The organism is Nostoc sp. UHCC 0302 (assembly GCF_038096175.1).
GTDB lineage: Bacteria > Cyanobacteriota > Cyanobacteriia > Cyanobacteriales > Nostocaceae > UHCC-0302.
Window position 1 is genome coordinate 163272 of record NZ_CP151099.1, and the last position, 13977, is coordinate 177248.

At 41.5% G+C, this 13977-nt stretch carries 14 protein-coding genes and 1 tRNA gene; 11 read left to right on the forward strand and 4 right to left on the reverse strand.

Annotated features, from left to right (window positions below; translation table 11 throughout):
* The first annotated feature begins 33 nt into the window (after positions 1-33).
* The 6 genes from psbZ (at position 34) to WKK05_RS00735 (ending at position 3620) form a co-directional block, all read left to right on the forward strand.
* Positions 34-222: a photosystem II reaction center protein PsbZ gene (gene psbZ, locus WKK05_RS00710; protein ID WP_341527911.1), complete on the forward strand. Its 189-nt coding sequence runs from the start codon at positions 34-36 to the stop codon at positions 220-222.
* A gap of 163 nt (positions 223-385) precedes the next feature.
* Positions 386-964, forward strand: a complete 579-nt coding sequence (gene ribH / locus WKK05_RS00715) for a 6,7-dimethyl-8-ribityllumazine synthase (RefSeq protein ID WP_341527912.1) — start codon at positions 386-388, stop codon at positions 962-964.
* 218 nt (positions 965-1182) lie between these two features.
* A tRNA-Gly gene (locus tag WKK05_RS00720) sits at positions 1183-1254 on the forward strand.
* 413 nt (positions 1255-1667) lie between these two features.
* Positions 1668-1826 carry a hypothetical protein gene (locus tag WKK05_RS00725; protein ID WP_341527913.1) on the forward strand — a complete coding sequence of 53 codons (159 nt, stop codon included), beginning with the start codon at positions 1668-1670 and terminating at the stop codon, positions 1824-1826.
* A gap of 113 nt (positions 1827-1939) precedes the next feature.
* Positions 1940-2347, forward strand: coding sequence for a hypothetical protein (locus tag WKK05_RS00730; protein WP_341527914.1), 408 nt, complete (start codon positions 1940-1942; stop codon positions 2345-2347).
* A gap of 4 nt (positions 2348-2351) precedes the next feature.
* Positions 2352-3620: a glutamate-5-semialdehyde dehydrogenase gene (locus tag WKK05_RS00735; protein WP_341527915.1), complete on the forward strand. Its 1269-nt coding sequence runs from the start codon at positions 2352-2354 to the stop codon at positions 3618-3620.
* A gap of 66 nt (positions 3621-3686) precedes the next feature.
* Here the strand turns inward: WKK05_RS00735 and WKK05_RS00740 are convergent, their stop codons facing one another.
* The 3 genes from WKK05_RS00740 to WKK05_RS00750 all read right to left on the reverse strand — a co-directional run bounded on the left by WKK05_RS00740 (position 3687) and on the right by WKK05_RS00750 (position 7297).
* Entirely contained in the window at positions 3687-4760 is a 1074-nt protein-coding gene (locus WKK05_RS00740; RefSeq protein ID WP_341527916.1) for a fatty acid desaturase, read from the reverse strand.
* Positions 4761-5173: 413 nt separating this feature from the next.
* The gene (locus WKK05_RS00745) at positions 5174-6226 is read right to left on the reverse strand and encodes a fatty acid desaturase (protein WP_341527917.1); all 1053 of its coding nucleotides are present in this window, start codon (positions 6224-6226) and stop codon (positions 5174-5176) included.
* A gap of 252 nt (positions 6227-6478) precedes the next feature.
* The gene (locus WKK05_RS00750; RefSeq protein WP_341527918.1) at positions 6479-7297 is read right to left on the reverse strand and encodes an acyl-CoA desaturase; all 819 of its coding nucleotides are present in this window, start codon (positions 7295-7297) and stop codon (positions 6479-6481) included.
* Positions 7298-7382: 85 nt separating this feature from the next.
* Between WKK05_RS00750 and WKK05_RS00755 the strand changes: the two genes are divergently transcribed.
* Positions 7383-8612, forward strand: coding sequence for a methionine gamma-lyase family protein (locus WKK05_RS00755; RefSeq protein ID WP_341527919.1), 1230 nt, complete (start codon positions 7383-7385; stop codon positions 8610-8612).
* Positions 8613-8672: 60 nt separating this feature from the next.
* Complete coding sequence (locus WKK05_RS00760) at positions 8673-9050, forward strand: GxxExxY protein (RefSeq protein ID WP_341527920.1); 378 nt, start codon at positions 8673-8675, stop codon at positions 9048-9050.
* Between the two features lie 35 nt (positions 9051-9085).
* Here the strand turns inward: WKK05_RS00760 and WKK05_RS00765 are convergent, their stop codons facing one another.
* Entirely contained in the window at positions 9086-10279 is a 1194-nt protein-coding gene (locus WKK05_RS00765) for a Coenzyme F420 hydrogenase/dehydrogenase, beta subunit C-terminal domain (RefSeq protein WP_341527921.1), read from the reverse strand.
* A gap of 326 nt (positions 10280-10605) precedes the next feature.
* On the opposite strand from WKK05_RS00765, the gene WKK05_RS00770 reads away from it, so the two are divergent.
* The 3 genes from WKK05_RS00770 to WKK05_RS00780 all read left to right on the forward strand — a co-directional run bounded on the left by WKK05_RS00770 (position 10606) and on the right by WKK05_RS00780 (position 13866).
* Positions 10606-10779 carry a hypothetical protein gene (locus WKK05_RS00770; RefSeq protein WP_341527922.1) on the forward strand — a complete coding sequence of 58 codons (174 nt, stop codon included), beginning with the start codon at positions 10606-10608 and terminating at the stop codon, positions 10777-10779.
* 300 nt (positions 10780-11079) lie between these two features.
* Positions 11080-11490: a hypothetical protein gene (locus WKK05_RS00775; protein WP_341527923.1), complete on the forward strand. Its 411-nt coding sequence runs from the start codon at positions 11080-11082 to the stop codon at positions 11488-11490.
* A 915-nt stretch (positions 11491-12405) separates the two neighbouring features.
* Entirely contained in the window at positions 12406-13866 is a 1461-nt protein-coding gene (locus WKK05_RS00780) for a glycoside hydrolase 100 family protein (protein WP_341527924.1), read from the forward strand.
* Positions 13867-13977: the final 111 nt, after the last annotated feature.

A 13977-nucleotide genomic window follows, 5' to 3' on the forward strand; every position in this document is an offset into this window, starting at 1 on the left:
CTTTAGTATTTCGCTGTTTTGGGAGAAGCAAAAATGACCATAATATTCCAATTCGCTTTATTAGCTCTAGTTCTGCTGTCTTTTGTTCTAGTTGTCGGCGTCCCTGTTGCTTACGCTACTCCCCAAAATTGGGGTGAATCTAAAAAACTGCTCTGGGTTGGTTCTGGCGTCTGGATTGGTTTAGTATTTTTAGTTGGTCTGTTAAACTTTTTTGTCGTCTAGACGACGGCTTCGCCCTAGCGCAAGCACATAATATAAAACTCTAGATGGGCAGAAGAGCTAAGGTTAAAGGCTCGTTCCTTTTTCCTGAATATGCTTTCCTGCCCTTCTAAATTTAAAGAAGAAATGTATATTGGCAAGAAGTAAACTTGTTTAAGAGGCATTCATGGCAGTTTTCGAGGGAAGTTTTACTCAAACAGAACCTTTGCGGTTTGCAGTGGTGATTGGTCGCTTCAATGACCTAGTTAGCGTTAAGCTCCTAGAGGGGTGTCAAGATTGCTTAAAACGTCACGGCGTAGATACTAACCCTAATGGTTCTCAAGTGGACTATGTTTGGGTTCCGGGAAGCTTTGAAGTTCCTGTGGTGGCTCACCAGTTGGCACTTTCTCATCGCTATGATGCTGTAATTTGCCTGGGTGCAGTCATTAGAGGGCAAACACCTCATTTTGATGTCGTCTCTTCTGAAGTAGCTAAGGGCGTTGCTGCTGCTGGTTTTCAGACAGGTGTACCCGTGATTTTTGGCATTTTGACAGCGGACACCATGCAACAAGCCTTAGAACGGGCAGGCATTAAAAGCAATCATGGCTGGGATTATGCCATGAGCGCTCTAGAAATGGCAAGCCTCATGCGGCAATTGCGTTCTAACTTGGCAGAGCCATATTCTCGTAATACCCAGTCTCTACCAGCATCTTTTCACAGTGCCAGTATAGGCAACCTAGTTCAGGAGCCAGAAGAACTAGGATAAAAGAGTTATGAGTGCTGAGTGCTGAGTGCTGAGTTAGGATAAAAGAGTTATGAGTGCTGAGTGCTGAGTGTCAAGAGTAGAGACGTTTCAAACAGCGCGTCTCTACAAGAGTCAAGGGTCAAAAGTTATTCTCCACTCCCCACTCACCTACTCAGCACTAACAAAAAAGGGTTGACAAACAGAGAGAAATTTGAGAATATAATATTTACGTGGAAATTGCGGGTATAGCTCAGTGGTAGAGCGTCACCTTGCCAAGGTGAATGTCGCGCGTTCGAATCGCGTTACCCGCTTTAAAAAATGTTAAGTAATGCCTTTAAAGTAAAGGTTATCTTTACCAAAAGACTTATTAGGCGCAGTCCAGACGTTTGGTGTGTGGTGTACTACACTGGATGAAAGGCGTCTGGTTAAATTAGGAGTATTGTAAGGTGCAACACGTCTTTTGGCGGTGAAGTTAGCCTAAATTGATTTAGAGGAAAGATTTACACATTGGCTGAGGTTTGGACTCTCCTCGCTCTTAACATACGCCTGTGATTAGTAAAAAACAACAAGTAGAAATGCTCGAAAACACTCCTGTTGCTTGTAGATATAGGTTTTCCAAACAGGTTGTTTTAGGAGTTGCCGCCACGTAAACTTAAAATCGTATCAGATATGTCAACACAGTAAAGACCTGTTAAAAGCAAATGCATTACTTTTGAAGCCACAGATGAAAAGAAGTAAATTCTTAAACAAGACTGCCAGCTACAGCAAAGGACAACAGATAGATATTCTCTGGTCAGATAACCTCATCCCCAGATGGGAATCGCAACAGCCTGAGTTGGCTTCATCTGCCTTTCGGCATCATGGCAGTGTTTGCCTCGCCTGACAACTATCTATATTAAAAGTTTTGATAAAAGGGAAACTAGCTCTTAAGGCATTTCCTAGCAGATCATAATTCTCGAAGTTTGTGAAAAACCCGCTCAAGTTATTAGAACGCTTGTGCAATCTCAAAAACCTGAAAAAATAGACTTTAATACGGAATATCCTTGTCCTTGCCGTCGCAAAGGACGGTTAATTCCGATTACGTTGACAGAAGCATTTGGTTGCGATCGCTGTCAGCAAATATTTGTACTCGAAGATAATGGTTATGTCCTGGAACAACTTTCGACAACTTACCCATACAAGCGGGCCTGGCGCTGGACGGGAAATAGTTGGCACGTTGTTCATCCTAAATTAGGAGAAAGCTATCTACCGATAGCGCTGGGCATTATTTTCGTGCTAGTGATTATATGGCTGCCATTAGCACTGCGATTGGCAAATGGTTCGAGCATTATTGCTTGGGCAATGGTGGCGGTGCTGTTGGCAATTCTGCCAGCACTAATGGTCTGGCTTACCTACAGACGTTAACTCAATGACTGTTGAAGTAGTTTTTAATGATTGCCCTGAACCAATTACTATTGCTCAACGCGCGTATCAAGCTTCCCTGAAGTTAGGGATCACAAAAGGCGCAGATCGGAGTCGTGCTGTGTTGGCGATGGCACAGGCATTGGAACGTTCATTTGATGACATTTTAGAAGCCAATACGTTGGATCTAGAAGCCAGTAGGGAAATGGCAGTGCCAGAGTTGATCTTAGACTGGCTTAAGCTGACTCCTACAAGGCTAGAGACAACGGTAGACATTCTCCAGCGGTTGGGGGAATTATCAGATCCGCTACGGCGAGTCAGAAACGCAGACTACCAACTAGAAGACTCTCAGAGTTATTCTCAGTTAATGCCCTTGGGAGTGATTGGATTTATTTATGAAGCATTCCCTGATTTAGGCGCGATCGCTGCGGGTTTTTGTATCAAAACAGGCAATTGTATAATTCTCAAAGGTAGTACCGAAGCCAGCCATTCTAACGCGGTGCTTGCAGAGGTACTGCAAAATGCTATTGCAGAAGTCGGTCTACCGCCAGCCTGTCTAGAGCTGGTAACAGCAGAACATGGCGCTTCCATTCGGGATTTAGTCACCCAAGACCAATATGTGAATTTAGTGATTCCTTATGGGCGTACCAGCCTCATACAGCAAGTAGTACGGCAGTCAACTTGCCCAGTTTTAAAATCAGCTATGGGCAACTGTTACCTCTACTGGTCACTGAATGCCAGCTTAGAAATGGTGCGCGGGATGATTATTGATAGCCATCAAAGCGAACCAGATCCGGTGAATGCGATTGAAAAGGTACTAATTCATCGCCAAGCTTTGCCATCATCCTTGGCGGTTTTGTGGAACAGCTTAAAAGAAAAAGGCTTTGAAATTAAAGGCGATGCCGAACTAGTAGAAGCTTTTCCCCAGTTACATCTAGCCAAGGACGGAGAGTGGGGAAACCCATATTTAACTAGGACAGTTGCTTTTAAACTGGTGGATAGCTTAGAGGGAGCGATCGCTTGGATTAATCAATACAGTAGTGGTCATGCTGACTGCATTATGACTGAATCTTATCAGGAAAGTCGGCAGTTTGCTCTAGGAGTTAACAGCGCCTCTACCTACATCAATTGTTCTCCGCGTTTTTCCCGTAACCCCTCGCGGGGAGATTCGGTATTTTTAGGAATGTCTAACCAAAAAGGTCATCGCCGAGGATTTATTAGTTTGGAAACTCTGACGACAGTTAAACACATTGTCCAGGGAAATGGAAGGTTTTAAAAGTTGCGAGTTAGAAATTAAGAGTTATAAATTTTGAATTAACTCCTAACTCCTAACTCCTAACTCCTAACTTTTGATTTTGTTAGATGTATAGTAAACCTTACTCCCTGTATCCGGGACGAAATGACAACTGATGGCAGAACGCCATAACGACTTCCAAATTGGTTCTTCAGATTTGCGGAAGTATTCACCCATCACAGGTTTAATTGCCTTAGTCGCCTTCAGCAAATTGTAATGAGGAATGTTGAGGAATATGTGGTGAGCAACATGAGTACCGATATCGTGATGGATATGATTGATCAAACCATAGTCGCGGTCAATACTAGAAATTGCACCTTTTAAGAAAGTCCAATCTTCTCCACGATACCAAGGAATATCTTCCTCAGTGTGATGCAGAAATGTCACCAAATCTAACCAAATAATGAACACAATGTAGGGTGCAGCGTAGTACTTCAGCAACCACATCCAACCCCATTCATAGGTGAGGAAACCCAGTAAACCTACCATACAAGTACAGAGTACAGTGCTGGTAATGACATCCCATTTTTCTGAGGGTTTAAAAAGCGAGCTGCTAGGTAAAAAATGCGAACCTTCCTTATTAGGAGAACGCTTAAACAAATACACTGGATAAGCCAATAAGAAAACATAATATCGACCTATCTTTTGTGCTAAATCCATTTCCTGATACTGTGATTTTGTCACAGGATACCAGCTTTCATCATTATCGATATTGCCAGTATTTTTGTGGTGGGTTCTGTGACTAATACGCCAACCGTGATAAGGCACAAGTATCGGTGTATGAGATAAATGACCAATCAAATCATTGAGCCATTTATGCTTAGAAAAAGATTGGTGTCCGCAGTCATGTCCAACTACAAACAAAGCCCAAAACATTGTTCCTTGCATTAACCAGAAAATCGGAAAGAAAGCCCAAGAATCCAGATGATAAGCGACTAAGTAAAGCAGACCAATGATCAGGATATCACGAAAGAAGTAAAACAGTGATTTGCTCACATCAGGCTGAAAGCATTCAGCGGGGATTGCAGCTTTTAAATCCTGAAGTGTAAAAGGCAGCTTGGTTGCTTCCTCAGACGGTTCACAGCCATGAGGATTGTTGAAATTTATGGTATTTGATTGCACTGAATTCTTTGATTGGATATAAATCGGAACTTTCTTTGAGGCAAAATAATCTTACCTCTGCGATGCTTACGGCACTCAGCTTTTACGCAAATAATTTTGCAGACTAACTCGTGAAGGTTGTTTTTATTGTTAGCCATTAGCTATTTGTCTTTACAAAGAGAGAAGTCTGAGCTAAGGCTTCCTTAGATAAGAACTTCAAAGACAAATGACAGCCTTCACGAAAAGAAGTGCAATTAATTATGTTATGTATATTAGCTTTGTTATTGTTAACACACAAGGATGATACATGGCAATTTATTTAACAATTTAAATGAGTAAAAAATTGCCAGAATCTATTTAATTTTCAGCATAATAAACGCTCCTAAGCAAAAGGAGCGTGGGTTTGCTGCTAGCAAAACTAATTGCAGTGCTATTTATCGATTTGTGTAATATTCGTTGAAAGTCTTATAGCCAACATCAGTTGTATACAGTTGACATTGGTCTACAATTTGCTTCATTAAAGGCCAAGAGAACTGACATTCATTATGCAGATAAGGCTCCCAATTTTCTTTGATGCTACTGTAAGCTAGCCGCAAATTATAAGAGGGGATGGCAGTAGAAATGTGATGCGGAACGTGGACATTGATATCGTGGCAAAGGACTTCTACCCAACGCGGATAATCGCAATGAATTGTGCCAGATAGCTGAGCTAGAGCCTCATTCCACTTGTTCGCTGCTACAAAAGGAACATCTGAAGCAGTATGGTGAACAATAGTAAAAGTACTCATCCAGAAATGGTAAACCAACCAGGGTACTAGCCAAAACTTGACAAATCCCCAGATACCTGTTGTAGCGATGAGGATCGGGAATGCGATCGCTGCAAACAACACTACCACAGCCACAGAAAGCTTGATGCTTGACTGGTCTTTAGTTTTGAAATTCCGCCAATCAAAATGCACAACTGCCCAATGTCCAATTGAACCCACCCACCAAAAGCGTTTACGCATGAATAACTCAAAAGCGGACTGGCGAGTTTTATTCCAACTTTCAAAAACTTCTGGTGTGATTGGATGCCAAGCATTGTCCTCATCCAGCTTATTGGTATGAGTATGGTGATAATTATGCTTAATCCGCCAACTGTGAAATGGGTAAATTAACGGCATCATGAAGAAATGCCCCACTAAATCATTTACCCAACGCCGTTTGGCAAATGAACGATGACCACAATCATGAGCAATGACAAAAAAACCTGTTAAAGCAGTACCTGTAAAAATCCAAGCCAGGGGCAAGAGAAACCAGGGTGTAATTGTCAAGCTATAGTAACCCAACCCAACCATAAAAACACTGAGCAGCGCTTGTGTCCAAGCTTTGCGGCGGTTCTGCTGAAAACATTCCCGTGGCAAACTTTTGATAATATCTTTTAGCCTTAGATCGGAATCACCAAGGTCATCACTTAGTTTCTGGCTGTTAATTATTGATGTAGTCATGAACACCTGAAAAACAAAAAACTCCTCCACCAAGTCACTAAAAAGTGGCTTGCCGTAAAATTTCTTAACATTAACGAACGTCAGCGTCTCGGATTATAGCAAGCTAATTGATCCCAGCGCACCCGTAAGTAGCTTTTAAAGGCCATTTGTAGAGTTGGCGAATGGACAGTTACATAGAAAGTCCTTCATCATCAATTTTTTGTCCTCTACTCAGGACAAAAGACAAATAACAAAGGACAAACCATAAATAACTTACTGCTTTATTGGCGCTAGTTTCACATTAGTAGCTAGACCAAGTACTTGCAGCAACTGAATAGTCATCCAGGTAAAATCGATTTCCCACCATTGCAGCCCATGACGAGCTGAGTATTGAAAAGCATGGTGGTTATTATGCCAGCCTTCGCCGAATACTAGTACGGCTACCCACCAGCAATTAGTCGATCTATCACCAGAATCATGGCTTTGATAGCCAAACTTATGAGTAGCGCTGTTTACCAACCAAGTGCAGTGGTAAACCCAGACAATCCGAACAAAAATTCCCCAAATAACGAAAGGCCAGCCACCCAATAGCAGAAGTAATACACCCAGAGCAACCTGAATCAAAATGAAATATTTTTCTAAAAACTGATAAACTGGGTCTTCGGCAATATCTTTGGTGAAACGAGGAACGTCAGCGTGAGCGGGGCAATAATGAATCAGCCAACCCATGTGGCTCCACCAGAAGCCTTTATTAGAATCATGGGGATCGGGATCAGTATCAGAATGTAAATGATGAATGCGATGTGTTCCTATCCACTCAATTGGGCCTCCTTGACAGGAGAGTGTCCCAAAGAAAACCAGGAGATACTCTAGCCACTTGGGAGTTTGAAAACTGCGGTGGGTGACAAGGCGATGAAATCCCAGAGTAACGCCTAAACCACCGGTCACCCAATACAGCAATAAACCCACACCAACTGCTGTCCAGCTAAAGTTACCAGGAACAAAGGCAAATAAAGCGCCGATGTGCAGTCCAATGAAAAACAGGGTATTAACCCAGTTAATTTGAGGTTTAGTTGAGGTAGCAATTGTCATGCAGAAACCTGAAGTTGAATTTTCCAGCCTAGTCTGCGCGATTTTAAAATCCGCATATCTATAATTTTTTGTGAACGAGGAAGTAATGAACAGCTTGGAACAGCTGCGGCAAGCAGAGCAGGCACTATTAGAAATTTTTTCTAAAATTGACACTCAGGTCAAGCATAATCTGAAACGAGTGTTGGATGCTTTTCGTAATCACCGTGTAGGCGCACACCATTTTGCTGGTGTATCTGGTTACGGACATGATGATTTAGGACGAGAAACTTTAGATAAAGTTTTTGCCGAAGTGATGGGTGCTGAAGCTGCGGCTGTGCGGGTGCAGTTTGTTTCGGGAACTCATGCGATCGCTTGTGCTTTATTTGGTGTACTCCGTCCTGGAGATGAGATGTTAGCAGTGGTCGGTTCTCCCTACGATACGCTCGAAGAAGTCATTGGTTTACGGGGAAAAGGTCAAGGCTCCCTTATAGAGTTTGGCATAAATTACCGTCAATTAGAGCTAACCCCAGAAGGAAGCGTAAATTGGAAAACTTTAAGCGATGCAGTGCTTGACAAAACTCGTTTAGTTTTAATTCAACGTTCTTGTGGCTATTCTTGGCGTCCCAGTTTATCAATTGCCGATATTCAAAAGATTGTTCATCTAGTTAAACAGCAAAACCCCAACACGATTTGTTTTGTAGATAACTGCTACGGTGAATTTATCGAAACCAGAGAACCTTCTAATGTAGGCGCTGACTTGATAGCGGGGTCATTGATTAAAAATCCTGGTGGTACGATTGTCAATGCTGGTGGTTATGTCGCTGGTCGTGCTGATTTAGTAGAAGCTGCCGCCTGTCGCCTGACTGCTCCCGGTATTGGTAGCTATGGTGGTGCTACTTTTGACCAAAATCGCCTCTTATTCCAAGGTTTATTTTTGGCTCCACAGATGGTAGGAGAGGCGATGAAGGGGACTTATCTTACTGGTTATGTATTTGACAAGCTTGGTTATCCAGTCAATCCTCCACCCCTAGCTCCTCGTGGGGATGTGATTCAGGCAATTAAACTCGGTTCTGCTAAGAAATTACTTGCGTTCTGTAAAGCGATACAACAGAATTCTCCCATCGGTTCTTATCTTGACCCTATTCCAGATGAAATGCCGGGGTATGAGAGCCAAGTAGTCATGGCTGGGGGGACATTTATTGAAGGTAGTACTTTGGAATTTTCGGCAGATGGGCCTTTGCGTGAGCCTTATGTAGTTTATTGCCAAGGGGGAACTCATTGGACTCATGTGGCGATCGCTTTGGAGGCAGCGATCAAAGCAGTAGGCCCAGCTTAGGGGTTATACAAGTTACATGAGTTAGGATTGTCTCACGCAGAGACGCAGAGGCGCAGAGAGATGATTGAGAATGAGGTTTCGGGTGTAGTTGTGGATGTTGCTTACAAGATTCACACGACTTTAGGGCCTGGTTTATTGGAATCAGTTTATGAAACAGTTATGGATTTTGAGTTACGGAGGCAAAAGTTAAGAGTTAGAAGACAGGTAATAATTCCGGTGGTTTATGAAGGTGTAAATTTGGATGAAGGCTTTCGGGCTGATTTGATAGTCGAAGATCAGGTAATTGTCGAACTTAAATCAGTCGAAGCTGTTCATCCAGTACACAAAAAACAGCTATTAACCTACCTGCGCCTTGCTGATAAACGAGTTGGATTACTGATCAACTTTAACGTCTCATTAATCAAAGACGGTATCTCTCGCGTAGTCAACAATCTCTAAAAACTCTCTGCGCCTCTGCGCCTCTGCGTGAGCAATCACTTAGGTAACTTATACTGCCCCACAATCCGCTTAGCATACTCCGGTACGTGCGCCTCCAACTTCTCTGGATGATTCCGCTTCACATACAAATAATTACGGGTAAAGTGAGAATCAATCGAAAAACGGGCATATTCCAAACCCTTCGGCCCAACTCTTTCAATCACCACACCCATCAGTTTTGCTGCCCACATCGGCAGAGTAACGCCTTTATCATAAGCAGGAATGCTTTGCTGTACTGCTTCCTTCCTATTTCCCTTAGACATCACTGGTTGAGTGTCTAATTGGTCTTTTACCAAGTCCAGCATTTCCTTGCCTGTATCATTTCTGACTACAATCCACTGCCAGCCGAAGGGTGCGCCCATGTAGCCGACAACTAAATCTGCTAGAGAGTTGACGTAATCAAAGCAACTCATACAAGAAGGAGCAAAGACATCTTTGAGTTGATTTGTCTTCAAGCCAAAGAAAGGCACGGTTTCTGTTGAACCATCCTCATGTTTGAAGTGAACCCGGAAGTCTTGCATGAATTCGTAATGTACAACTGTATCAGGCGATCGGCTGGTAGTTTCTAAGAATTTTTGCAGCCCAGCGCGGTTGACATTATCTACACACGGCGTACCCAAAACATACAGCTTTTCTAAACCCAGTTGTTTTTCTACAGATCGTAGTGCTTGGATTTGGCAACCAACACCAATTACCAATAGCCGCTTCATTCCCGATTGTTCTATCTGTTCCAATACAGAAAGGTTAGGCGAAAGTGTTGGTTTATTTACCCGCGCTGCTAGTATTTCTTCTGGAGTACGAGCAATGATAGGCATGGGCTGAAAGCGGTCTTCTTTGGTGTTCTGCACGCACACAACACCTTCAACTAAGCCACGATTGAGCATTTCAATAGCAATACTGCTAACAATACCAGTCCATTGTGCGCCTTCTATGGGCTGCTGTTTTCGCGCCGCCATCATATCTTGATGAACACCAAAGTACAGTTCATCGGGGTTGTCGAGATGACGCGATCGCGTGTGCGCTTCTTCTTCTAGTTCGCCTATTTGCTGATTGATAAAAGCGCAGGCTTCCTTGACATAGTGAATATAGTATGTATCGCACAGCCCGCACTCACTACAGAGTTCTTTCGCAGGGCGGCGGCTAGTAGGTTTTAAAGCTTTAGCTTTTTTGTGAGGAGAAACAGAAGTCATATAAATTTTTTGTTTTATTCAGAATCGCTTTTATTACAATACCTTCAGACGTTATGAACTTTACGAGAAAAATTGAACAAGATGTGAGGATAAGCGCTTTTTGGCTGAAGTGATTAATTTTCCTGGCGTATCGACTTATGGGCAGACGAGAAAAGAAGCAGTGGCTAGAGTTCAAGCATTAGCCTTGCGTGTATAGCAAATAAGCTTGAATATGGGGAAGTAACGCAAGCAGCTAACACTAGTAAGTTTGATATTTTTTAGCAAATCGGCATCTTAATTGGTATTAACTTTATAATTTATATTAAGTACAAAATTCGGAAATACTAATGTTGCAATCTATTGAAGGTGTGTATAAGAACGGTAATATACAACTTTCAGAATTACCATCTAATATATCAGAAAGCCGGGTTATTGTAACTTTTTTAGAGCATAAAAAAGATAAACATTCAAAGCAAATAATGCAGTTTGGTATGTTTTCTGGAAATAAACAATCAACATAAAAAGATTTCCAAGTTACTGAATTTCATGGAGATAGCGAAGACGGCTTAGACTGGTCATAAGTAAATATGAAATATGTGATTGATACTCATGCTCTCATATGGTTTCTTGAAGGTGATGAGTTTAAACACTTAAAAATTGCTGATAGTGATTTAAATTTTTGATAAACAACTTGGTAGATTTGAGGATTTCGGCTTTTTTCTGCTTTGCGGGGATTTCGGATGGCGTTGTAACTTTTGTTTCTTAAGCTTAGGTAACTAGCTTCAGTGACTTATCAATATTAGATTAAGAGACAAACTGCCATGCAACGTATATTTCAGAATGCTAAAAGACTAATTTCAATTTGTTTAATTACGCTGGTTATAATGACTGGCGCTCTGACAATTTCACCTGCTCCAGCTCATGCAGTAGGAGATGTAAATGTAGAAATTTTTAAGTGTGAGTCAGAATGTGGCAATATGACGGCATTTGCTGCGGGGGTAGCTTCGGGTAGTGCAGTAACGCTTGTTGCTACAGGAAGTGGTGGAAGCATAGCAGCAGCGGTTGCAACTACAATTGGACACGCAGCTATAACAGCAGCAGCTCCATTAGCAGCACCAGCAATAGTAGCGGCTCCCGTAGTAGTTCCATTAGCGGTAACAGCAGCTGTTGGCTATGGTGGATATCGCTTGTGGAACGCCCATCATAACAGTCAGCCAAAATCTTCGATTTAATTGATTGCAACAGTTGTGCAAAATTAAATCTCAACTTTGCACAAGCTCTCCATAACAAATATTATTTTTAGCCCTTCGCTGAGCTTAGCAAAGGGCTTTCACTGTTTTAAAACTCACCTTGCACCTTTTTTTGCCTCCTCCGTATCTTCTCTGCGAGACGCTATGCGTTGGCGGAAGCCTCTCGTAGACAAGGCGGTTCGTTTCTCTTCAAGTTTCCATCGGGAAATGTGGAGAAAACGTTAAAATGCGATCGCTCATCATTACCCAATCCTTTCTATATTCTTGTAATGCAGACATTAGTGTAGATAGTTACAGTTATTTACATTTCAAGGCTAATTTTTGGCGAATTCCTAACATATACCCTCATATAATCTATCTCTGGTGTAAAATATATAGCTCTTTAGAAGTATTGACATCTTAAATTACTCAAGTTGCTTATTGCATATTCTGAAAAAAGGTTATAAATTATTAAGTTATAGGGGAAAAATGAGAATTCTAGTCTCAAAAACTAAATCCTATTTAAGTAGATATACTGCGTGCAGTTTCAGCTTCACACAAACTTTAAACAGTATCGGTTATTAGTCTTTGTTTAATAAAGCAAAGATGCCGGAGATAAAAACGGAACAAGAAATAATCTCAAAATTTATTTTGTGTAACTGTTTTTAGTAACCATGTTATTGCTTGAAGTGAACAGTAATAACTGTAATTCACTCATAGGGTAACTGATTAAAACCTAATAAACAGTAAGTTAAGCTGCATAAAAATAAATAATTTAACTGTTGTAATTGGACTAACTTTTGACAGAATAATATTTGCTATTACCAAAAATGGTCATTGTTATGATCAGAGTGGCAGCAATAAGAAAAGCGCATCTACTACCCTAAAATCCTTACCCCTAACGGAGTTATTCTAGCAATGCAACTAAACGGAATAAAAACCAGTAAAGAAATAGAAGAAATAGAAGTACAAGAAGCGTGGCAAGCCCTAGAAAAGACAATTATTTATTATCAAGGACGCCCCGTTGGTACGGTAGCTGCCTATGATTTATCAGTAGAGGCGCTCAATTATGATCAGTGCTTTGTTCGAGATTTTGTCTCTTCAGCTTTAATTTTTCTGATCAAAGGTAGAACAGATATTGTTCGCAATTTCCTAGTAGAAACGTTAAAGTTACAGCCGAAAGAAAGAGCATTAGACGCATATAAGCCGGGACGAGGGTTAATACCAGCTAGCTTCAAAGTTATATCTACAAATGGGGAAGAATATTTAGAGGCAGACTTTGGTGAACACGCGATCGCCAGAGTAACACCAGTTGATTCCTGTCTTTGGTGGATTATTTTGTTGCGTGCTTATGTCGTTGCCACAAAAGATTATTCTCTTGCCTATCAACCTGAATTCCAACATGGTATCAGGTTAATCATGGAAATCTGCTTGGCCAATCGCTTCGATATGTACCCAACGCTTTTGGTTCCAGATGGTGCTTGTATGATTGACCGTCGGATGGGTATATATGGGCATCCTCTAGAGCTTCAAGTTCTATTTTATATGGCCTTGCGTGCAGCTCGTGAACTACTAATTTGTCAAGGAAATCAAGATGTTGTTGTAGCCATTGATAATCGGTTACCTCTTTTATGCGGTCATATTCGCCAGCATTATTGGATAGATATTAATCGCTTAAATGCAATTTATCGCTTCAAAAGCGAAGAATATGGCAAGGCTGCTGTCAATTTATTCAATATATATGTAGATTCTCTTCCCTATTATGAATTAGACAAATGGCTACCACGAAAAGGTGGTTATCTAGCAGGTAATGTTGGGCCATCCCAGCTAGATACTCGCTTTTTTGCACTGGGGAACTTGATGGCGATCGTCTCCGATCTTGCTACCGAACAGCAGTCACAAGCAATCATGACTCTCATTGAAAAACGATGGGAAGATTTAGTGGGAGATATGCCCATGAAAATCTGTTTCCCGGCTTTGGAAGATGAGGAATATAGAATTGTTACTGGGTGTGACCCCAAAAATATACCCTGGTCGTATCATAACGCTGGTAGTTGGCCAGTCTTAATGTGGATGTTGGCAGCGGCGGCTTTAAAAACAAACAAAGCAAGTCTGGCTCAAAAAGCTATTGAAATTGCTCAACCACGTATCTGTGAAGATGAATGGCCAGAGTATTACGACGGTAAAAAGGGGCGACTGATTGGTAAACAAGCCAGAAAATATCAAACTTGGACAATTACAGGCTTCTTATTAGCAAAAGAACTGATGGCAAACCCCAGTTATTTACCATTAGTGACTTTTGAGGAGTTACCACCAGAATCAGTTTCTAGAGCTTGTGAGTTTGAAATTGCTAGTGTAGACCCGTCTATGCCTCGATAGGCTTTGTTACTAGTAATAATTAATTACAATAGTCAAGAATATACCTAAGCTTAATCTTTTCTGAGATTTAGCTTGCTTACAGAAATTAGGCTGATTTTTAAGCCCCTTGTA

Excerpts from the sequence above, each read along its gene's own strand:
- psbZ (WP_341527911.1), top strand. The coding sequence starts at position 34 with ATGACCATAATATTCCAATTCGCTTTATTAGCTCTAGTTCTGCTGTCT.
- ribH (WP_341527912.1), top strand. The coding sequence starts at position 386 with ATGGCAGTTTTCGAGGGAAGTTTTACTCAAACAGAACCTTTGCGGTTT.
- WKK05_RS00725 (WP_341527913.1), top strand. The coding sequence starts at position 1,668 with ATGAAAAGAAGTAAATTCTTAAACAAGACTGCCAGCTACAGCAAAGGA.
- WKK05_RS00735 (WP_341527915.1), top strand. The coding sequence starts at position 2,352 with ATGACTGTTGAAGTAGTTTTTAATGATTGCCCTGAACCAATTACTATT.
- WKK05_RS00745 (WP_341527917.1), bottom strand. The coding sequence starts at position 6,226 with ATGACTACATCAATAATTAACAGCCAGAAACTAAGTGATGACCTTGGT.
- WKK05_RS00750 (WP_341527918.1), bottom strand. The coding sequence starts at position 7,297 with ATGACAATTGCTACCTCAACTAAACCTCAAATTAACTGGGTTAATACC.
- WKK05_RS00755 (WP_341527919.1), top strand. The coding sequence starts at position 7,383 with ATGAACAGCTTGGAACAGCTGCGGCAAGCAGAGCAGGCACTATTAGAA.
- WKK05_RS00760 (WP_341527920.1), top strand. The coding sequence starts at position 8,673 with ATGATTGAGAATGAGGTTTCGGGTGTAGTTGTGGATGTTGCTTACAAG.
- WKK05_RS00765 (WP_341527921.1), bottom strand. The coding sequence starts at position 10,279 with ATGACTTCTGTTTCTCCTCACAAAAAAGCTAAAGCTTTAAAACCTACT.
- WKK05_RS00770 (WP_341527922.1), top strand. The coding sequence starts at position 10,606 with ATGTTGCAATCTATTGAAGGTGTGTATAAGAACGGTAATATACAACTT.
- WKK05_RS00775 (WP_341527923.1), top strand. The coding sequence starts at position 11,080 with ATGCAACGTATATTTCAGAATGCTAAAAGACTAATTTCAATTTGTTTA.
- WKK05_RS00780 (WP_341527924.1), top strand. The coding sequence starts at position 12,406 with ATGCAACTAAACGGAATAAAAACCAGTAAAGAAATAGAAGAAATAGAA.